This is a genomic window from Hafnia sp. HMSC23F03, from assembly GCF_001816025.1.
Lineage (GTDB): Bacteria > Pseudomonadota > Gammaproteobacteria > Enterobacterales > Enterobacteriaceae > Hafnia > Hafnia paralvei.
Map to the genome: position 1 here is coordinate 89,064 of NZ_KV824242.1, position 20,316 is coordinate 109,379.

At 49.0% G+C, this 20,316-nt stretch carries 16 protein-coding genes; 7 read left to right on the forward strand and 9 right to left on the reverse strand.

Annotated features, from left to right (window positions below; all coding sequences use genetic code 11):
• Positions 1-3 precede the first annotated feature (3 nt).
• Entirely contained in the window at positions 4-1,002 is a 999-nt protein-coding gene (gene yiaK / locus HMPREF3091_RS19010; protein WP_035504409.1) for a 3-dehydro-L-gulonate 2-dehydrogenase, read from the reverse strand.
• A 296-nt stretch (positions 1,003-1,298) separates the two neighbouring features.
• Here yiaK and HMPREF3091_RS19015 point away from each other — a divergent pair, with 296 nt between their 5' ends.
• Complete coding sequence (locus HMPREF3091_RS19015) at positions 1,299-2,120, forward strand: IclR family transcriptional regulator (protein ID WP_004097381.1); 822 nt, start codon at positions 1,299-1,301, stop codon at positions 2,118-2,120.
• Between the two features lie 25 nt (positions 2,121-2,145).
• Here the strand turns inward: HMPREF3091_RS19015 and HMPREF3091_RS19020 are convergent, their stop codons facing one another.
• Both HMPREF3091_RS19020 and HMPREF3091_RS19025 read right to left on the reverse strand, forming a co-directional pair.
• The gene (locus HMPREF3091_RS19020) at positions 2,146-2,763 is read right to left on the reverse strand and encodes a DUF3156 family protein (RefSeq protein ID WP_070718022.1); all 618 of its coding nucleotides are present in this window, start codon (positions 2,761-2,763) and stop codon (positions 2,146-2,148) included.
• Between the two features lie 504 nt (positions 2,764-3,267).
• Positions 3,268-3,885 carry a DUF3156 family protein gene (locus HMPREF3091_RS19025; RefSeq protein WP_004097375.1) on the reverse strand — a complete coding sequence of 206 codons (618 nt, stop codon included), beginning with the start codon at positions 3,883-3,885 and terminating at the stop codon, positions 3,268-3,270.
• Positions 3,886-4,616: 731 nt separating this feature from the next.
• On the opposite strand from HMPREF3091_RS19025, the gene HMPREF3091_RS19030 reads away from it, so the two are divergent.
• The 6 genes from HMPREF3091_RS19030 (at position 4,617) to HMPREF3091_RS19055 (ending at position 12,110) form a co-directional block, all read left to right on the forward strand.
• Positions 4,617-5,528: a LysR substrate-binding domain-containing protein gene (locus HMPREF3091_RS19030; protein ID WP_070718025.1), complete on the forward strand. Its 912-nt coding sequence runs from the start codon at positions 4,617-4,619 to the stop codon at positions 5,526-5,528.
• Positions 5,529-5,657: 129 nt separating this feature from the next.
• On the forward strand, positions 5,658-6,776 hold the full coding sequence (locus HMPREF3091_RS19035) for an adenosine deaminase family protein (protein ID WP_070718028.1): 1,119 nt from the start codon (positions 5,658-5,660) through the stop codon (positions 6,774-6,776).
• A gap of 15 nt (positions 6,777-6,791) precedes the next feature.
• Positions 6,792-8,048 carry a C4-dicarboxylate transporter DcuC gene (gene dcuC / locus HMPREF3091_RS19040; RefSeq protein ID WP_070718031.1) on the forward strand — a complete coding sequence of 419 codons (1,257 nt, stop codon included), beginning with the start codon at positions 6,792-6,794 and terminating at the stop codon, positions 8,046-8,048.
• 524 nt (positions 8,049-8,572) lie between these two features.
• Complete coding sequence (locus HMPREF3091_RS19045) at positions 8,573-9,277, forward strand: MgtC/SapB family protein (protein WP_004097365.1); 705 nt, start codon at positions 8,573-8,575, stop codon at positions 9,275-9,277.
• Positions 9,278-9,377: 100 nt separating this feature from the next.
• Positions 9,378-10,265: a pirin family protein gene (locus HMPREF3091_RS19050; RefSeq protein ID WP_070718034.1), complete on the forward strand. Its 888-nt coding sequence runs from the start codon at positions 9,378-9,380 to the stop codon at positions 10,263-10,265.
• A gap of 345 nt (positions 10,266-10,610) precedes the next feature.
• Complete coding sequence (locus HMPREF3091_RS19055) at positions 10,611-12,110, forward strand: aldehyde dehydrogenase family protein (protein WP_070718037.1); 1,500 nt, start codon at positions 10,611-10,613, stop codon at positions 12,108-12,110.
• Positions 12,111-12,186: 76 nt separating this feature from the next.
• On the opposite strand, the gene tynA is transcribed toward HMPREF3091_RS19055, so the two are convergent.
• The 6 genes from tynA to caiD all read right to left on the reverse strand — a co-directional run bounded on the left by tynA (position 12,187) and on the right by caiD (position 20,313).
• Positions 12,187-14,454 (reverse strand): primary-amine oxidase, encoded by a 2,268-nt coding sequence (gene tynA / locus HMPREF3091_RS19060; RefSeq protein WP_371328696.1) that lies wholly within the window; start codon positions 14,452-14,454, stop codon positions 12,187-12,189.
• A gap of 421 nt (positions 14,455-14,875) precedes the next feature.
• The gene (gene feaR / locus HMPREF3091_RS19065) at positions 14,876-15,787 is read right to left on the reverse strand and encodes a transcriptional regulator FeaR (protein ID WP_070718041.1); all 912 of its coding nucleotides are present in this window, start codon (positions 15,785-15,787) and stop codon (positions 14,876-14,878) included.
• A 139-nt stretch (positions 15,788-15,926) separates the two neighbouring features.
• The gene (locus HMPREF3091_RS19070) at positions 15,927-17,027 is read right to left on the reverse strand and encodes a DUF1615 domain-containing protein (RefSeq protein ID WP_070718044.1); all 1,101 of its coding nucleotides are present in this window, start codon (positions 17,025-17,027) and stop codon (positions 15,927-15,929) included.
• Positions 17,028-17,170: 143 nt separating this feature from the next.
• Positions 17,171-17,860 (reverse strand): hypothetical protein, encoded by a 690-nt coding sequence (locus tag HMPREF3091_RS19075; RefSeq protein ID WP_070718047.1) that lies wholly within the window; start codon positions 17,858-17,860, stop codon positions 17,171-17,173.
• The gene (parM, locus tag HMPREF3091_RS19080; protein WP_083321468.1) at positions 17,853-18,905 is read right to left on the reverse strand and encodes a plasmid segregation protein ParM domain-containing protein; all 1,053 of its coding nucleotides are present in this window, start codon (positions 18,903-18,905) and stop codon (positions 17,853-17,855) included. Before parM ends, HMPREF3091_RS19075 begins: the two co-directional genes overlap by 8 nt.
• A 622-nt stretch (positions 18,906-19,527) precedes the next feature.
• The gene (caiD, locus tag HMPREF3091_RS19085) at positions 19,528-20,313 is read right to left on the reverse strand and encodes a crotonobetainyl-CoA hydratase (RefSeq protein ID WP_070718048.1); all 786 of its coding nucleotides are present in this window, start codon (positions 20,311-20,313) and stop codon (positions 19,528-19,530) included.
• Positions 20,314-20,316: the final 3 nt, after the last annotated feature.

A 20,316-nucleotide genomic window follows, 5' to 3' on the forward strand; every position in this document is an offset into this window, starting at 1 on the left:
TCCTCAAAGCGCCTGAATTTTTGCCCATACGCTGTCATCAATGGTGATGCCATTACGACGATTTTCAGCCAGCAAATGAGTAAACTCATGGCCCGGCAGGCGTATCGCCACATCGGGATTAGAACGTTCAGCGCTGGTGACATAATCCATAATGCGCTGAAGCTTGGCATCGCGTGTTGCACCTTCGATTAAGCGATCCACTTCAATAGCAATAAAGATCTGTGAAATACCATATTCATCTGAGTTTTCTTCAGTCACTTCCGCGACCGATGCACCGTCAGACAACAGCGTCGCAATCATATCCAGCACGATGGATAAGCCTGAACCTTTCCAGTATCCCATTGGTAAGATACGGCGATTTTTCTCGATAACGCCCGGCTCGCGAGTGAGGTTGCCCTCGTCATCAAATCCACCGTCGACTGGTAGCTCACGACCCGCTAAACGATTAACCTCCAGCATTCCATAGGAGAACATCGACATCGACATATCAACCATGGTGATAGGATTTCCAGGGATCGCCACGATCAACGGATTGGTACCAATACGGCACTCTTTTGCTCCCCAAGGTGGCATTACCGCAATCGAGTTCGTCCAGCAAATACCGATATAACCTTTTTCGGCCGCCTGCCAACCATAGCTCCCGCCTCGCATCCAATGATTCGCATTGCGCACTGCAATTAAACCGATGCCATGATCCGACGCCAGCGACATCGCGCGATCCATCATCTTTTTCGCTGTTAAATTGCCAATTGAACGCTGTGCGTCCCACTGCTCAATCGCGCCCAGCGCCAGGATTCGTTTCGCCTGCGCTTCGGGAATGATGTCCCCTGCCTCTAGTTGCTGAATAAAACGAGGGAAGCGGTTCACGCCGTGTGAATACACCCCAGATTCGGTGGTCTGCGCAAACATAGTGGCGCATTCACTCGCCGTTTCAGCCTGAACGCCGCGTGCCAATAGCACCCGTTCAAACTCCTGTTTTAACTGTTCAAAACTCACTCGCATACCGCTCTCCTCGTCAAACACATGATCTATCTGATCGTTTTTAAATCTTAAAATTTCACTATGTGAAACCTGATTCCAAAAAATAATACCGCCCAAATTTTAACAAGTCAAAGCGAGTGAGTTTTTTAAAATCATTAAAAATCAATGGATTAATTTTTATCATTCAGGAACGTGACGTGAAACACACTTCAAGCGTTTAAGAAGAGAAGGAGAAAAATGCAGAGTAATAGCAAAAAATGACGATAAATTGAGTTAACATCTCAGCAAAGTAATTTGACTGGAATGATTGAAGGCGAATGAAAACTAAAGAGAAAGAAACCGATATCGAACCAAGCAAAGAAAAACCGGCTGGCAGCCAAAGCCTTTTTCGTGGCCTTCAGCTCATTGAGATCTTGAGTAACTATCCAAACGGCTGTCCGCTGGCACATCTGTCAGAACTGGCGCAGTTGAACAAAAGCACCGTTCACCGCCTGTTACAGGGTTTGCAGTCCTGTGGATATGTCACTCCCGCGCCCGCCGCTGGTAGCTATCGTTTAACCACCAAATTTATTGCCGTTGGGCAAAAAGCGTTGTCGTCTCTCAACATTATTCATGTCGCGGCCCCTCATCTGGAAGCGCTGAATATCAACACGGGAGAAACCATCAACTTTTCCAGCCGCGAAGACGATCACGCCATTTTGATCTATAAGCTGGAGCCCACCACCGGCATGCTGCGTACGCGTGCCTATATCGGCCAACATATGCCGCTCTATTGCTCGGCGATGGGAAAGATTTATATGGCCTATGGCCATCACGACTACGTTGAATCTTATTGGAAAAGTCATCAGGACGAGATCCAACCTTTAACGCGCAATACCATCACGCAGCAAGATCAGATGTATCAGGAGTTAGAGCAGATTCGCCAACAGGGCATGGCGATGGATCGAGAAGAAAATGAATTAGGGGTATCCTGCATCGCGGTGCCAATCTTTGATATTCACCATCGCGTCAGCTATTCGGTGTCAATCTCGCTCTCAACCGCCAAACTAGGGCTGATTGGCGAACAAAATCTGCTAAAGCCACTGAAAGAAACCGCTGCGGCCATATCTCGAGAATTAGGGTTAAGCACCTACGAGTAATATTCAATGCATTCGAGGCTGCCGCTTATGCGGCAACACCTTCGATAGCAACTCGGGCCATAAGTTGTTCAAACATCTGCATCACATTTAGCAACTGCTGGCGCTGATCGTGATGCAGTTTTTGATAACGGCGTTCTACCGGCACCTGACTGATCACCTCAGAAGCCGCGAAATGTTCGATCTCTAATCGCCAGCGCCCCTGTTCTACCCACAGATTTAACTGGCGAAAATGTAGCTGCTCTAGTGCAGTAAAAATCTGCGGATAACAGTTCAATACGGCCAGCAAGCGTTGGCTATCATCGTTTTTCGCTTTACAGCGAAACCGAATCCCTCCTTGCCCCAAAACGTTACCATTGCGCACTTTCATGCGAACGGGATGCTGTAAACCTGTCACGCCCTGAATATAAAAATGGCTACAAACCACAAAAGAACGAAACAGCGCGGTCGCCTTTTCATGTACCTCAATCGTCATCCCTTGCGGTAAAGAGATCGACAAACAACGCGGCGATAGGCGCTCACACGGATAGGGGCGAAAATCGCGCGCAACCAGTTTTAGCATCTGCCCTGGCTGATACCCAACCGGATCACGCGATGTGGTCAACCAATGCCAAGCACGACTCAATAAAGGAACTGCGCTGTTCACGACTCATTCTCCGAAACATTTACCCCACCTCAGCCTCACATCAACGCTATGCGAAGCAATCGCGCTGACTGGCGGCGTAATATACACAATTCGCAACGGATGTATGAACACTCATTTTAAATGAGGTAAAGAGGCATCGGGGATAGACAGCCTTATTTCATTATCAAGCTTCTCGCACGAAGGGACCAACTCAACACTGGTTTTCTTAGCCTCTAAGTGTTTTATTCCATCGCCAATGACTTACCTATTTCAGTTAAATAGATATGCTGATGACCATGGGCGTTATCTAAACTGATATAGAAGAAAAAATACTATCAATCTCTAAGAAGGGCCAACGTTGATCAATAAGTTATAGTGGACTAACTGGAACATTAAACTTTTGCCAATCCACAGGCAGCAGCCAACCATTCATTATCCCAAAGCTTGCAAGCCCCACAAACAAAACCCCAACATCGAGTTCATCAATGTTGGGGCTATGGACTTAATTTGGATAGGTGGAATCGTTTAGGCTGCCACACCTTGTACCGTCACACGATCCATCAGTTTCTGGAACATCTGCATCACGTCAAGCATCAGGTGACGCTGTGCGTATGGCAGACGCTGATAACCGCTGCATACCGGACGTGGCCCCACCAGCTCAGTGGCGGCAAAAAGCTCGATCTCTAGCTGCCACTTTCCTGCTTCAGAGCGCAAATTCAGGCGGCGGAAATTCAGACAATCCAGTGCATCGGTAATTTCAGGATAACAATCCAGCACGGCCATTAGGCGGCGGCTGTCATCGTTATGCGTTTTAGCACTGAAGCGAGTATCTCCTCGGCCAAGAATATCGGTATTTTTCGCTTGAATATGGATCTGTTGTTGCAGGCCAGTATCACCACGTAGATGAAAATGGCAGGTCACGCTATAGCTTCTGAAGCTGGTAACCACCCGCTCTTCAACTTCAACCTCTAACCCTTGCGGACAAGCCACATGCAGCACACGATCAGATACACGTTTGCATTCAAATGGTTGCAGATTCTTCTCGACGAGATGCAACACTCTTCCCGGTTGATAACCAATTGGATCACGCTGGCCGCTCAACCAACGCCATAAATTATTCACTACCTGAACTTCACTGTTCATGTAATTATCTCCCGTGTTTGCAAAAATGAATCAAAACCAAATCTTGGCTGCTTTTATTACGCTTCTTTCCCCAATTCATACTGAATCCATCGCGGCATTCGTTGCCTTATAAGGATTCCAATGCATTTGGATAAATAGCGATTGGCCTATTTCCTCTCTGAGATTTTCTATTTCGCCCAAATTTAGGGTGAGCGAAACCGCACAAATTTTTGCGTATATACCCAAAATAATTCGAGTTGCAGAGCAACGGCAATTTGTCACATCCCTAGCAGCATAAAAACACTGTCACTCGGGTGAGCAAACGCAGCCAACGCTTCTGCCACTTGATGTCTCTCGGGTATAGGTGCAAGTGATTTGCATTTCAGTCAGTCATTTCTAGCCCGTCATTCATAAATGCCAGCTTGGTGAGATAAATACAACAGAGATAATCATCTTTAATAGTGAGGTTATTCTCAGAAGTAATAGTAATAATTTAAGTGACTAAAATATTTAGGCACAAATAAGATGTTTTTATTCAGTTGTTCTGTAGCCATTTCTAGTCTAATTAATTCAAGTTTCAGGACAAAAAAACGAGCCCCCTCTGAGTCTCGTGGCAAAAGGATGACTAAGATGAAAGCGTATAGCCAATGCGCGTGACACTTTAAGTATTAGGGATATATGCTTGGAAAATGACAAATAGGTATACTGAAAAACGAGAATAAACAGCACAACACACAAAGGGATACTCACTGATGGATACCGGCTGGTTAGAGGATTTTTTGGCGCTCGCGGAACTGCGTAATTTCTCACGAGCAGCCCAGCGGCGTAACATCACTCAGCCTGCTTTTGGCCGCCACATCCGTACTTTAGAAGAAAGCGTAGGCCAGAAACTGGTAGATCGTAGTTCAACGCCGGTAACGTTAACCCCTGCTGGCTATCAATTTCGCTTAATCGCGCACAGCATGGTAAACCAGCTACAAGAAGGGATTCAGAAAATGAATGGCCTTCCGTCTGAGATGATCAATCCTGTGCGTTTCTGTGCACCGCACTCACTGTCATCGCCCTTCTTACTGGATTTAATCGAGCAAATCGACCACACCACGCCTTTTTCGGTCGATATTTTGCGCGTAGATTTTGCCGTTGAATCCTTAATTGAAGGCGCTAGCGATTTTCTCTTAGCCTTCGACACCCACGCGCTACTCCAACCTCCGTTTACCAACTTGTTGTTAGGCAAAGGGGAGCTATTGTTGGTTAGCGCCGCCGATAATCATGGGCAGCCACTATTTACCCCAGATGAAAATAACCACCAACCCATGCCCTACTTGCGCTATTCACCAGACTCCTACAGCGCGCGCATGGTGGAACGCTTGATGCCGCAGCAACCTTTTGCCTGTCAGCCCGTATTTGAATCTTCACTATGCGACCTGCACCGCCAAATGGCATTACGCGGCAAGGGGCTAGCGTGGCTACCGGACTGCCAGATTGAAGACGAACTCAAACAGGGCAAACTGATCGCCGTAGATCGCAAACGCTGGCATATTCCCTATCAAATCCGTCTCTACCGCAATCAGGCGCAACTGCACCAGCGCGCCGAAGCCTTTTGGCAACGCCTTTCACAGCAGATTGCTCTCGGCAAAACGTTTTGGGCACCTTTACCCCGCTAAACCTAGACGGAATACCACGCATCCTGAAATATGATGCCTAAATGTATCTGCCAGTGCCGGAATAGCATTTCCCCCTCAGTGGCGCTTTACTTATGATGGCGTTTTCTTTTTTGCCGATGAGCGCCTCTAATGACACAGTCTACGCAAACGATTACTTTGACTGAGTTCTTCACCACATTCCCTAAAGTCGATCTCCATTATCATTTGTTGGGCGGCGTGCGTTTAGCCACTATGCTGGATTTAGCGCAAAAATATGGCGTTCCTCTCACGGAGTCAGAAGCCAAAAGCTATTATCGCCGCTATCAACATGAAACCAGCGTCGTTAAAGGCGGCATCGCTGCACTTAACTTTTTATATCCTCTGCTACGCAGCGCCGAAGATTACTATCGAGTGACCTATGAAGTGGCCGAAGATGCCGCTGCAACCGGTATTCGCCATCTGGAACTGTTCTGGAATCCCTCAGACACCGCGCTGACCTACGCTGAAGTCACTGAAGCAATGAGCGCAGCCATGCAGAAAGCGGCTGAGCAATGGGACATCCGTGCGCTGTTTATCCCTTCCATTAACCGTGAAAAGTCGCCCGAAGAAGCCGTCGCCATGGTTGAGGCCGTGCTGCAATACCCTCATCCGCTGGTTCCCGGAATAGGTATTGATTACAAAGAAAATGACGCGCCTATTGAGCACTTCTGGAAAGCCTATCGCAAAGCGAAACAAGGTGGGCTGCGTTTGACGGGGCACTGTTCCGAGTTCGGCCTACACTGGCGTAACGTCGAAACCGGTTTGGATTTAATTCATCTGGAACGTATCGATCATGGCTACACCGTGCTGGATAATCCAGAGCTAACGGCTCGCTGTGTGCGCGAAAACGTGCCCTTTACCGTGGTGCCAAGCAATACCTACTATCTGAAAAAATGGCCGGATGAATCTCAATGGCGACAAAACCATCCGATTCGCCACATGGCGTTAGCGGGGATGAATATTATTCCCGCAACCGACGACTGGCATATGCATAACACCAACGGTGCCGAATGTTATCGCGTGATGGTGGAAGAGTTTGGCTTCGACCTCGACGGCGTTCGTCAGCTAATGCTAAACGGCATTGATGCCTGCTGGCAGCCAGAAGAGATTAAGCAGCAGTGGCGGCAAAGCTGGGCAGAAGAATTCGACACACTGCGCAGCAAGCTAAACCAAGAACCGCACATCAATGCGGCACAACATATTTCCTATCATCGTCCACACACGGCATAGCATCGAGAAAATTCCATGTTGACCATAACTGCTGGCGTAATAATTCTGTTATTGACAATCGTTCTGCTGATTAAAAAGCAGGATACCCGCACCGTGCTGCTGTTTTCCGGCATGTTGATGTGCTTAATCTCTCTTGAACCCATGGCTGCAATGAATAGCTTTGCAGAAAAAATGGTCTCCGAAGGGTTAATTCAGGCCATCTTATCTGCCATCGGCTTTGCAACCGTCATGAAGTTCACGGGCTGCGACCGCCACCTCGTTCGCCTGCTAAGCGCACCGTTAAAGCACGTCGGTCTTTTTCTTATTCCGGGCACCATTTTACTCACCACGTTCGTTCAGCTCGCGCTACCCAGCGCCGCCGGTGCCGCGGCAGCCGCAGGGATCACCATGATCCCTCTACAGCTGGCTGCGGGCATCCACCCAGTGATGGCCGCCGCATCCGTACTCGCGGGAACTTTCGGCGCCAGTCTGCTCAATCCTGGTAGCCCGCACATGGCGCTCGTAGCCAAGATCGTCGGCGGCGATGTGATGAATATCATCGGCGATCGCGTCATGACCGTTGTGTGGCTCGGACTGATTATCATGGTCGGTATGACCATCACCGCCATATTGCGCAAAGAGCACAAAGGATACCATTCACGCTTAGATGCTGAAGATCCGCAGGAAGGCCCCATCAACGTTCTGGCGGCGTTAATGCCACTGGTGCCTATCGCACTATTGATGTTAGGTGCGTTTGGCGGCGTAAGCTGGTTAAAAATGGGCGTTCCACAGGCTGTGATGTGGGGCGTATTAGCGACTCTAGCCGTGACGCGAACCCATCCTGGCAACGTCGTTCCTGCTTTCTTTGACGGAATGGGTAAAGCCTACAGCGACGTATTTGGCATTATTATCTGCGCCGGTGTTTTCGTTGCTGGACTCACTTCAGTTGGGCTCATCGACGCCGCCAAAAGTGCGCTGATTGATTTCCCGGAAGCCGCTCGTTTTGGTGGCACTATTGGTCCATTCTTGATGGCCGTCGTGATCGGCTCCGGTGATGCAACGGCTTATGCGTTCAACGAAGCTATCACCCCGCACGCCGCTGAATTTGGTATGAACCCGACCAATCTTGGAACCGCTGCCGCATTTGCCAGCTATTTAGGGCGCACCGCTTCCCCGCTCTCCGCTGCGGCTATTGTGGTCGCTGGCATGGCTGGGGTGTCTCCTATTGAGCTCATTAAGCGCACTGCGCCAGTTATGTTGATTGGGTTAGTTTTACTCATTATTTTAATTTAATCACACAACGCTATGTTTAAAAGGGCCGTATTTTCACGGCCCTTTTGTTTTATTGTTTAATTGGCGTTCAAGGTTAATCAATTAAAATCCACATGATATTAATGAGTACCTATTTTTCCTCCCCAAACATAGGAAATAACATGGACAACGATAGACCGAGACGGCGTGTTCCTCTCAACTAATCGCATGATGTGATAATGTCCACCTCACATCCTGCATAGACAAAGGATGTGGTGTTATTTTTCTCTTAGAATTCTTCTCCGTAGAACATCACCGCAGCTTCATTGTTCAGGCTTACGCTTGCGTGCGTAGCATGCCTCGTTGAATTAACACGCCTCAAAAAAACGTGTGGCCATTAATCAGATTTAATTCTGATAGGGCGCTACATTTTATTTTCTGCTTATTCGCAACGGCAATAGTGCTATTCATTAGCACCTGCTGCGGTTCGAGTTAAACTCACGCCACCAGCAAAATAAAATTATTTCCGTTACTAACAAGCAGAGCTAAATTCTGAGGCTTTTAACATGAACTTCACTCTGCATTATGAAACCTTCACTATTTTGCTGGTCGCTTTTTTATTAGGAGCCATTATTGGCTACGAGCGCCAGTATCGTCAGCGCACCGCGGGACTGCGCACCAATACGCTGGTTGCCACTAGCGCCGCTATTTTCGTGCATCTGGCAATGAGCATTGATGGGGCCGGCGGGGCCGTCCGCGTGATTTCCTATGTCGTCTCCGGCGTCGGTTTTCTAGGTGCCGGTACGATTATGAAAGAGGGATTAAACATCCGTGGTCTTAATACCGCAGCGACCTTGTGGGGATCTGCCGCCGTCGGGGCCTGTGCCGGAGCGGGAATGATTGCCGATGCCTGCATGGCAACATTTTTTGTTGTGGCATCCAATACCCTGCTGCGCCCTATGGTCAATATGATCAACCGCCAGCCGCTTACCGATGAACACGGCGATGCAACCTATGAAATCTGCGTTATCGCCTTAGAAAACGATCAACGAGAAGCCCTCTCTCTGGTCAAGAAAACGCTAAAAGCCGAGAACTGCTTTATGTCACATTTGGACGTCGAGCCCTTCGGTGACGACGATGTCGAAATCACCGTTTCGCTGATCCCAGCCTCTGTTTCTGCCGACGATCTGGATAATCTGGTCAATGTGCTACTGGATGAGCGTTTAATTAAACAGGCCTATTACAGCCGAATTGGCGGTAGCTCTAGCTAGATTATTTAATCAGATAACGCGCCACTGCAACTCGTCATCAAGTGGTATAGGATGAAATAGCTCTTACCCTATACCCTACTGATGATTTAAGAGGACGATTATGGATAGCAACTCCAATTCTACGTCGCTTCAGCGCATCACGTCCCGCATCAAAGACGTGGGTGGAATCCCCGTATCACGCGCCATTCCAGTGAAAGAACGCCGCTTGATTGGCGCATGGTGTTTTCTCGATCACGCGGGTCCATCGGTGCTAAAAAACAGCACCGGCGGCTTCCGAGTCGCCCCGCATCCTCATACCTGTTTGCAAACGTTCACTTGGATGCTGGAAGGTGAAGTACTGCACCGCGATAGCCTTGGCTACGAGCAAATCATTCGCCCAGGACAGGTCAATCTCATGACCGCAGGTCACGGCATCGCGCATACAGAAGAGTCAGTGCCAGGGTTCACTCGCCTGCACGCGGCTCAGCTATGGATTGCATTACCCGAAGCGGTAAAAGATATGCCGCCGCGTTTTGACCATTATCCAACGTTGCCAGTTTGGGACGCCGACGGTATCCGCCACACGCTACTGGCCGGCAACTATGCTAGCTTTCATGCCCCTACGCTCTGTTTCTCTGAGCTGCTGGGCGTCGATCTTTATACTCCTGACGGCTCAAACACCCAGTTAAAACTCCAGCCTGATTTTGAGTACGGTCTGTTTGTGTTGGAGGGCGAAATCAATATTGAAGGGGAACGTTTTGGCGAAAATGAACTGGCCTATATAGGCACGCAGCATACGCGGCTAAATGTCACTCTTGCACCTAAAACTCGCTTGCTATTCCTCGGTGGTGAACCTTTGGGTGAGCAGGTATTAATGTGGTGGAATTTTGTTGGCCGTAGCAAAGAAGAATTACGTCAGTCTATTGCCGAATGGAATCAGGACACCGGACGTTTTGGCACCGTGCAAGGCTTTGACGGCGAGCGTACATTGTCACCTGAAATGCCGTAATGATCTCCCCTTTTTGAGGAGGCCGCAGCGGCCTCCTCTACCAATGCCGCATTTTGCTGCACTGCTTGGGTGGCTGCCAAATTCACCTGCTCGCCTGCCCGTTTAGGCAAGTGCGGCTAAAGATCTCTACTCGTTGATAGTGAAGGTGAAGGTTAATGCAAATTTAATCCCATTTTCATCGCACTTGGATTTATTGCTCTCGCTGTCATACCCCACCAAGCAAATGTCAGGCACAGCAAAAAGACATGGCTATCCTTGTTATAGACTCATGAGGTCATGACTGGTTTGTCGCTCAGCGATAAGACCCATCTCTCACCAAACTCCTTTTGACCGACGGGAGGGCTTATGCCCGATAATAAAGTAGCCATTCTGGACAGCGTTTCGCGTTTCCTTGACCGTCAGCACGGACTCTACATCAATGGAAAGTGGCAAGAATCTACCGCCGATGAGCGTTTAGCCATTTATAACCCTGCGGACGGAACACAAATATCGTCTTCCGCCGATGCCAATGCAGAAGACGTCTCGTGCGCGGTCATCTCCGCTCATCAGGCATTTCACTCCGGCGTTTGGGCGCAACGTTTGCCCGCAGAGCGTGAACGTATTTTGCTGCGTTACGCCGATTTAGTGGAACAGCATGCCGAAGAACTCGCTCAGCTCGAAACGCTGGAACAAGGCAAATCCATCAATATTTCCCGCGCTTTTGAAGTCGGTTGTACTCTGAACTGGATGCGCTATACCGCAGGGCTGACAACCAAAATTACCGGCCAAACGATGGATGTCTCTATCCCTATGCCTGCCGGAGCGAAATACATGGCCTACACTCGCAAAGAGCCTATCGGCGTCGTTGCCGGTATTGTGCCATGGAATTTTCCACTGATGATTGGTATCTGGAAAGTGATGCCAGCGCTGGCTACGGGCTGCTCTATCGTGATTAAACCCTCTGAAACCACCCCGCTCACGCTGCTACGTATGGCCGAGCTAGCCAGCGAGGCCGGTATTCCTGATGGCGTATTTAATATCGTCACCGGCAAAGGTTCTGTATGCGGTAAAGCGTTGACGGAACACCCATTCGTCGCGAAGGTCAGTTTTACCGGCTCTACGCCGGTTGGCAAAGGTATTGCCCGCGCCGCAGCCGATCGGCTAACCCGCGTCACTCTAGAATTAGGCGGAAAAAACCCCGCTATCGTGCTGAAAGACGCGGATCAACAGCAGGTGATTGAGGGATTAATGGCGGGGAGCTTCCTCAATCAAGGACAGGTTTGCGCCGCTAGCTCGCGTATCTACATTGAAGAACCTATTTTCGATTCACTGGTTGCGGGTTTTGAACAAGCAGTTAAATCACTTTCCGTTGGCCCAGGGATGGATGCGTCAACGCAGATTAATCCGCTAGTTTCACGTCAACATCGCGATAGGGTCGCCTCTTATCTACAAGACGCCAAAGCCAAAAACGCCGAGCTAATCAGTGGCGCGGTAGGGCCTGATTCACAAGGGTTCTACATTCCACCGACGCTGGTGATTAATCCAGATGCTGCGCTAAATCTGGCACGTGAAGAAGTCTTCGGCCCCGTGGTTAATCTTATTCGTGTCAAAGACGCCGAAGAGGCGCTGCATCAGGCCAACGATACCGATTACGGACTCACTGCCAGCCTATGGACCACCAGCCTGCAAACGGCCATGGCCTATACTCCGCGAATTCAGGCCGGTACAGTGTGGGTCAACAGCCATACCCTGATCGATGCGAACATGCCTTTTGGAGGCGTCAAACAGTCAGGAACCGGACGTGATTTTGGCACGGATTGGCTAGATGCCTATACCGAAACCAAAACGGTATGTGTTAGATATTAAGTTCTGCTGATACGTTTATCTTCGAAAAACAAAAAGGGGTTGCTAGATGCAACCCCTTAATTTTTACGTTACCGGTTTATTCCTTCTTTCCACTCAAATCCAGCGTCGGAGTTTCGCTAAAGAAGTTCCACGGTTTCAGCAGAGCATGTACCCATTCGGTTGGCATAATGGGCCACTCTTCCGCACGGGCAACGTGCGTGGTGCCCGTCGTGAGCCACACAACGTTATCGGTGTTTTCAATTGACTGATTATCCGAGGAATATTGCCCTAATCCCGTGTCGTGAATAGAACGGTTCGGATACTTGCCTTCCGGATAACGTTCATCCGCGTTGTAGCGTGTCACCCAAAGCTGTTTATCCATAAAGCTCAAACGATGATAAATCCACTCATCTTTACCGAAATTAGCGCCTTTAGCGATGGGGTGAGTTCCTCCCGCATAAGGGATCAACTGGTAAGAAACAGGGTTTCCCATCTTGTTGGTTATGTTGGTATTGCTTAACAAACGGATGGTTGAAGGATCAAATTTCTGCGCCGCGTCTTTTTCGGTTTTCACATCGACCTGATCTACCTGCATGGTACTGGTACGCGGGCCGCTACGATCGTTCGGTTTCACATCTGGATTGAGCTCAACCAAGCTGTTGTTCTCGCCATCGATGTCCATATCTAAACGGAAGTTATAGATATGCTGATGCGTCGTGCCCACGATATTATGATCGATAAGCGTGCCATATTTGGTGTCATCTTTGGCGGTTGGATCCTGCATGGTGCGCGCTTTCACGCCTTTCACCGCTTCGATCCCCGTCGCCCCAGCATCAATGCCAATGGTGCCGTTCTGGTGGAATACCCAGTCAAAAATATAGTCGTAGTTACCCACTGTACTAATCCAACGCACCACCAATTCACGGCGCTCTGCGCTGACGTTGGGTTGCCCCATCTCCTGATGCTTGTATTCTGGCCCCGCATAGCGTTCGAATATCGCTATTGCCCGCGGAATGGTCATCGGTTTACCGGTGTAATCAGCGATAGTTTGATCGATTAACACCGCGTTTGATGGCGCATCTTTACCACGCGCAATCGGCGAGGTCAGAGTTCCCATCCCATAGTCGCCGGAGTCCAAATAAGCTTTGAAATACCAACCGATATCCGGATCGCCGTAAGGGACGATCATTCCCCCTAACGATCCCTCATACATGATCTTACGTTTTTTGCCCTGATCGTTGTAAGTCACGGTCGAAATGATCGGCCCAACGCGTGAGTTCAAACCGACGTGGAAATCCCAATTCTGCCAATGAATCGTGTTGCCAGTAATGGTGTAGTTTTTCCCTTCTGGCTCCACGATTTCTAGCGGCTTGATCTCTGGTGCTTTGCGATCGCGTCCATCAAACGGACGCGGTGCCATCGGCACAGGGATCACTGGCCCCTCTTCAATCTTAATGATCTTCTTCTGCTCAAGATCGACCACCGCGACCAGATTTTCAATCGGGTGAGCCCAGTAGTTGCCATCGCCAACATCTAAATAGCTAACGACTTTCAACAAGCGCCGATCCTGCGTTAGCCCATCTTTGCCATCAAAATACCCTACGGTTAACGGCGTGGTGATCACCTTGCTCGGATCGTTAATCCCACGTTTTTTCAGCACTGCGGCAAAATCGGTACTCGTGTTAATCACTGACTGAACGGTGGAGAAATCATCCAGCAGCACCATACCCTGCGCATCTTTTATGGGCGTCCACGACACCACTTTTTTATCTTTCAGATCGATAACGCTCTCCACCACGTGCTTACCATCCAACACGGTCACGTTAGCCTGACGCGGTTGCTCCACGGTTTTGCCCGCTAACACAAACTGCCAAACTTCGTCTTTGGGTGGCTCGCGCAGTGAAATCTCAGTAAAGCGGAAATTATTCCGATAGTTGTCAGATGCTTTAATCACATCGACTGCGGCCTTAATTTCATCCGCACTCAGAGGATTCAGTGGGTGAGCGCGTTTTTCAATCGCGAAGGTTTGATCTAAACCAGACTGAAAAACCTCATTAATAAAGTCTTCCGACATGTATGCCACTTTGTCGCGGAACACTATCGGCACCGCCAGCTTCAATGGTTTGCCGTTAACGATAGCTTCGTTGGTGTCTGGCTTAACCTTGATATAAGCACCGTCTTTGGAGAGGATAAACATACGAGCGTAGTCATCCCACTGAACGTCTGCACCAAACTCCTCCAACGTTTTTTCCATCGGAACCATATGGGCTGCGGCTCCATGAGCCTGAGCGGTCGTTTGCCAGCCAGCAGAGGTCAACAACCCTAATGCCAGCGCAATCGCAACCGGTAGACGTTTCTTAATCATCGTTTTTTTATGCAGTGCTGTTTTTGAAAACACGGTTTTGCGAAACATTATTTATTACCTCACCACTAGAAATGGGCATTCATGTCAGTGAATCAGTGCGCGGGATAATCTCGACCTGGTATAGCTGAATAGTGACGAAAGTCAGTTCCTCAATATCCTCCTCATACTTCTCACTGTATTTCATTGGCAACATTCACACACCCCACTCACTGATGTGCTGCCTCTGTACCGCTCGAATTATCTTGGGGATGGTTTTTTAGGGGCTTTGGTGTGTCTTATTGTTGGTCTGCCGCCACGCTCTGCTACGGTTTAATGAGCCAGTATCGGCTGACCCAGCTCAAACATAACAATTCGTTGGAGGGATTAATTTGTTGTGTATGCCATCAGCTTTGTCACTAATGACAAACTCGCAGAGATGAGACTAACGATACTGTTTGCGGTATTCGCCTGGCGTGATACCAAAGCGCATTTTGAAAGCGGTTGAGAAATGGCTGTGATCGGCAAAACCCCACGAATAGCCAATATCTGACAATTTTTGTCTCACGGGCGCACTGCGTAACGCGTTAGCACACAGGTCCAGACGACGATTTTTAATATACTGCGCCACCACCAGTCCTTTACGCGCAAACATGCGGTAGAGACTACGCACCGAAACCCCGACCTCGCTGGCAATCCACTCTGGCCGTAACGATTCGGACTGAATATGTTTATCAATAAAAGAGAGCGTGCGATGGAAAACTTTATCCTGTGGTGCATCATCATCACGGGCGATCAGCGCTGGACGCAATAGCGTAGCCACGGCATCTAAAACCGCTTCGCTCTCCTGCTGATCTAGCGCGCTATTGCGCATACTTTCTTGCACCAGCTGCTGGCTAAGCCGCACCATCGGCGCACCAGCAGCCAAGCGTTGCGCACAGCGGAGATCGGCAAACTGCAAATTACGTTCTAGGTAGCCGCGTGGCAGCAGTAGTGATATCTGGCTAGAGGTTTCACTAAAGGTAAAAGTGCTAGGCTTTGCGGCATCAATGAGCGTGATGTCTCCGGCGGAAAGTAGCGCCCGTTGTCCTTCCTGCTCCATTTCAGAATGGCCGCTGAGCTGAAATACCGTGTAAAAATAGGAGCCATCGCTCTGCGCGATTTCCTGCGGCGTGCGATACAGCTTGGTTTGCGCAATATCCACGACGCTAAGGCGTAACGCTCCTGAGCGAAACTCTTGCACCGAGCCACTAAACCCTTCCCCCAAGGTTTTTGCCGCAAAGCGTCCACAGGCCTGATTAATTCGGGCAAGCCAGACTTCGAAATCAGCGTCTTTAAGCTGGGATGATGTGGTCATCGTCTTCTACCTCACACGAATAACTTATTGCAATGCAGCGGAGGAAAGCACGTCCAGTAGCAGACGCCCGCCAACGATAACAAGTGATTAACACCTGAGCAACAAGAGACGCAATAAGATGCGAAGCACCCCGCAATTATTAGCGTGCTTTAGCCATGCACTTCTGCCAGCGGCCATCGACACGTTTAGCAAACCACGCCGTTGTCAGTTGGCGTGTTATTTTTGGGCTTTCAAGCGTAATCCCAGGCAATATTTCACGCGGCAACTTTTTACCACCCGATTTTTCGGCTAACGCATACACCTGTTTATACAGCGACGTTTTTTCAAAATCGATGCTATCGCCTTTTTCTAGCGCTCGGCGAATAGCAGAATCACTCATATCAAGACGTTTGCCTAGCGAGCGCACAGCCAGTTCGGTAGACCCCGGTTTATCGGTGCCATAGTTAATTAAATCACCGTCCAGCGCCAGTTTGATCCCCGTCAGTCGGCTAACAGCACGTTGAAATGCCGCATTACGGCTGGCATACCAGCCAGCATTGAAATCAGCAAAACGGTAAATTGGCTGAGGATAATTTGCCGGATAGCCAAGCAGATGCATCGTGCCAAAATAAACACCGCCGCGACGGCTAAAAACTTCACGGCGAATGGTGCCATCAACCTTATATGGATAGCCTTTGGCGTGTGCTTCAGCAAACGCAATGCTGACCTGCATTGGCCCGCCAGTGCGTACTGGATTCAGGTTACCGAATAATTTTTGCCCCATCGGCACCATGTTGATGAAATCATCAAAGATCGCGCTCAACTCTTTTTCGCTACGCACTTTATCTAAGCGTTCACTGTAGCTTTTGCCGTTAGGCGATTTAATCAGCAACGCGGTATGAACTAAAAAGTTGGGTATATGCATCTGATCTGCACGGCGATCGATCTCTTTCCACGCAATTTTACCTAAACCCGGCACCTGTGGATCGGCCTGAAAGGTAGATTCTTGTTCAGTAACCGCAATCACCGCGCACAAGTTTTCAGGCGTTGGCGGGATATCCTGAGCGGTAAACGCGGCGGCAATATCCGTCGCCCATCCCTGACGATCGCGCACGTTGCTTGGGATCAAATCCACTAGCTGAGCTTTCACCTGCGCCGGACGCGGCGTTGGCGTCTGAGTGGTTTTTGTTGAACATCCAGCCAATACCAACAAAGCCAGTAAACCCAGCGGGCGTAATCCTAAAGCGCGAAAATTTGCCATTTTTATCGAATAATCAGAGTGATTGAGATAAGGAACGGTAACGCAGATAGAAAGGCGGGTCTAGGTTTTGCTGCCTGTTTGACAGACAACACAATGCAAAGCAGCCATTTCTTACCTTAGTGAAATGGTTGCTTTTATCAGCGTTAAAAGATCCCTTTCTGGCGAATTTTCTTCATTTTTTCGGTGGAGGAGACCCTATCTGCCAGCTCAATTTCTTCTGTATTGCCTATCCGTGCAGGCTCGGCAGAAGCCGCGCTGCGGTTATTTAGCCGTAGCTGCTGTAGCTGGAGATTTTGCTGCTCCAGTAACTTATTCATACGCTCCAGTTCAGTGCGTAAATGAGCAAATTCGGCCTGTTGCTCGCGGCTTAACTCCGTAGATTCTGCTTTTTCCCTTATCGCCGCCGAGGTGGGCTCAACGGTGTGTGGCACAGGTATCGACTGTGCCAGCAGTTGGCGCAATTGCTCTAGTTGCTGAGTAGAAAAGTCTTCGTTCTCACGTACCTCCGGAACACTCTCTGTCAGTGCAATCGGCAAAAGATGGCACTGTTGCAGCTCCTTGATCAACTCATTCAGCGTTAAATGCTCACGCCCGATGGACTCAGCAACATGATGGCATAATTGCGGGCTGAGGCTATGCAGTTGAAGGCCGGCAAGGTAGACGTCGCGATGGAACTGCCGAGTTTCCATATTTACATCGTTGCGATCGCTATCACTCTGCTTGAGCTGACTGTGTAACTGTTGCAACACAGACATCGTTTGCCGATCGGCCTGAGACTGAGTTGGGCTGAGATAAAGCGAAAAATTAACCCGACTCGTCTGCCCTTTACTCATTCGCCTCTACCTCAAGCATCAAAGGTTCTGCCAAGGCGTCAGCGCCAGATTCTGAATGATAGAGACAAATTTCACGAGACAGCGCACTCTGGGGGTTATCAATAGTGATAATTCGATCTCCTAACGTGGCATAGGCTTTTCGAATCGCCTCTTCCACCAGCGTCGCCCCGCCTCCCACCAAGTAAACGCGGTTCGGGTTTTTAGCAAACTTTTTGGCTTCATAGGCCACCTGATCGCCCAGCTCGCAAATTTTGGTTTCAATGCGCTGTAGTATATCGGGGATACGCGACTCATCATTCACCACACTACGCACAAACGCCATATCGTGGCGACGTTTAATCAGCTCATTCGCGACTAAATAGCTAGAATCGCTATCGGCCGCAGCCAATGCTTTACGAATCGCATCGGTCACCATCGCCACGCCGATTTCGTTGTTACCGTAAATCGCGGATACATCATCGAACTCTCCAACGATAACGCCCATATCTAGCGTAGTACCACCGCAGTCAACGACTAAAGATCGCGTGAATTCGCTGGTGTCCGAATTAAGCAGATGTGACAACACCGCCGGTAGGCTTTCAGGCATCACTTCAACACCAACGATTTTGAATAGCTCACCTTTGTTAAGCGAGATTTCTCGCATCAAATTACGGCGCTTAGCTTCGATTTTATCTTCGTTACGCTGGCAGTCATCAGGATTATAGAACTGGGTAATCGGCAGTGTGACCACGACGTCCACTTCAGACGGTTCAAGACCGCTTTGCAGCAACGCATGGTGTACCGCGAGCAGATTCAAATCATCATACTGATATTCAATATGCGTGGTAGATAGGGCTTTGTCAGACGTCGCATCATAGGTGTATTTAGTGGTACCGATGGTGTAGTTGTACACCTTCTGCCCACGCAGCAGCGCCGCACTTTTCCAATCTTTACGGAATGAGTTCGGAGAAACAACGGTCTTTAATATGCCGTTCTCAATCCAACTGATTTTGACGTTGGTAGAACCATCATCAATGGCAAATTTCATGCGAGCTTGGCTGGACATAGCTTTTTATCTCAATGAACATAGTGTGTGGGCAAAGCCATAACAGAATATTCTGCTACAACGTTGTCTAAAATATTTAAACTGATAAACAGGATATTGGCAGAGAGAATATCGTCGACGATATCTAAGCGAATAAATCAAGAACGGAATATTGCTTTATCTCCCCGCGCTCAGCAGAGATATCCTTAGAAGCTATGAATTCTATCTTATACAGTAAGACAATTGAGGAAATGCTAATCGCAATATGATGCGCATCAGAAAGTGGAGATCTTTTAAAAAAAAGATTTAAGAAGATATTTTATTGTGTCGCTATTAGCCCGATTGCTTCGTCATAAATAAGTGGGTGACACACAGACCATTGCGGCAGTAACCCATTTGGTTACCGCCACAATAATAAACGCCAACAATTTATTTCTCACACGTTGTTACGCATGAATCCACATTCTTCTTACACCTTGGGCACCATGTCTGGCACTGATTTAACATGCTATACAGCTGCCCGCGGATACGCTGCTGACAACCCGGACAAGTGACATAACGCGAACCGAGCAGGCTTTGCATTCTCGCTTTGTGCGTCATTCCCCCCTCTTTATTTTGGCTGTCCGGCTTTAACGTCATAAACCTAGCGCCCTTTCCATACCGGATCACGTTTTTCAGCAAACGCCTGCGGCCCTTCTAAAGCATCTTCAGAATGCAGCACCGATGGATAATGTTTTAGTTTGCCGCTGCGAGCGTGACGATAGCCCTCTTCCACAGACAGCTCGCTGGTTTCACGATAGATTTCTTTAATCGCGGCGACGGCCAGTGGTGCATTAGCTGCGATCTGCTCCGCTAATTCGCGAGCTTTTTCCATCAATTGCTCACTTTCAACCACCGTATTAACGACGCCCCAACGCAGTGCTTCTTCGGCATCCATGCTGCGTCCAGTCATCATCATTTCCATCGCTATCGCCGGCGGCAACAGCTTAGGCAAACGCAGCATTCCGCCACTATCAGGAACGATGCCCAGTTTAGCCTCTGGCACTGAGAAGCTGGCGTGCTGCGCGCAAACGATCATGTCGGCAGCCAGAGCCAACTCAAATCCACCACCAAAAGCATAGCCATTAACGGCGGCAATCACTGGCTTATCTAAGTTAAACAGTTCGGTAAGGCCAGCAAACCCGCCCGGACCAAAATCAGCGTCTGGTGCCTCACCTTCTGCCGCAGCTTTAAGATCCCAGCCCGCAGAGAAAAAACGTTCGCCCGCGCCGGTAATAATCGCGACACGCAGTTCTGGATCATCACGAAAAGCAATGAAAGCCTCACCCATCGCAAAACTGGTTTTTGCATCAATGGCATTGGCTTTCGGTCTGTCTAGCGTAATTTCTAAAATATAGCCATTGCGCTTGATATGTAATGATTCGCTCATATT

Bases quoted from the DNA above. Each gene is read 5' to 3' on its own strand.
- yiaK (WP_035504409.1), bottom strand. From the start codon at position 1,002: ATGCGAGTGAGTTTTGAACAGTTAAAACAGGAGTTTGAACGGGTGCTA.
- HMPREF3091_RS19015 (WP_004097381.1), top strand. From the start codon at position 1,299: ATGAAAACTAAAGAGAAAGAAACCGATATCGAACCAAGCAAAGAAAAA.
- HMPREF3091_RS19025 (WP_004097375.1), bottom strand. From the start codon at position 3,885: ATGAACAGTGAAGTTCAGGTAGTGAATAATTTATGGCGTTGGTTGAGC.
- HMPREF3091_RS19030 (WP_070718025.1), top strand. From the start codon at position 4,617: ATGGATACCGGCTGGTTAGAGGATTTTTTGGCGCTCGCGGAACTGCGT.
- HMPREF3091_RS19035 (WP_070718028.1), top strand. From the start codon at position 5,658: ATGACACAGTCTACGCAAACGATTACTTTGACTGAGTTCTTCACCACA.
- dcuC (WP_070718031.1), top strand. From the start codon at position 6,792: ATGTTGACCATAACTGCTGGCGTAATAATTCTGTTATTGACAATCGTT.
- HMPREF3091_RS19045 (WP_004097365.1), top strand. From the start codon at position 8,573: ATGAACTTCACTCTGCATTATGAAACCTTCACTATTTTGCTGGTCGCT.
- HMPREF3091_RS19050 (WP_070718034.1), top strand. From the start codon at position 9,378: ATGGATAGCAACTCCAATTCTACGTCGCTTCAGCGCATCACGTCCCGC.
- HMPREF3091_RS19055 (WP_070718037.1), top strand. From the start codon at position 10,611: ATGCCCGATAATAAAGTAGCCATTCTGGACAGCGTTTCGCGTTTCCTT.
- tynA (WP_371328696.1), bottom strand. From the start codon at position 14,454: ATGATTAAGAAACGTCTACCGGTTGCGATTGCGCTGGCATTAGGGTTG.
- feaR (WP_070718041.1), bottom strand. From the start codon at position 15,787: ATGACCACATCATCCCAGCTTAAAGACGCTGATTTCGAAGTCTGGCTT.
- HMPREF3091_RS19070 (WP_070718044.1), bottom strand. From the start codon at position 17,027: ATGGCAAATTTTCGCGCTTTAGGATTACGCCCGCTGGGTTTACTGGCT.
- HMPREF3091_RS19075 (WP_070718047.1), bottom strand. From the start codon at position 17,860: ATGAGTAAAGGGCAGACGAGTCGGGTTAATTTTTCGCTTTATCTCAGC.
- parM (WP_083321468.1), bottom strand. From the start codon at position 18,905: ATGTCCAGCCAAGCTCGCATGAAATTTGCCATTGATGATGGTTCTACC.
- caiD (WP_070718048.1), bottom strand. From the start codon at position 20,313: ATGAGCGAATCATTACATATCAAGCGCAATGGCTATATTTTAGAAATT.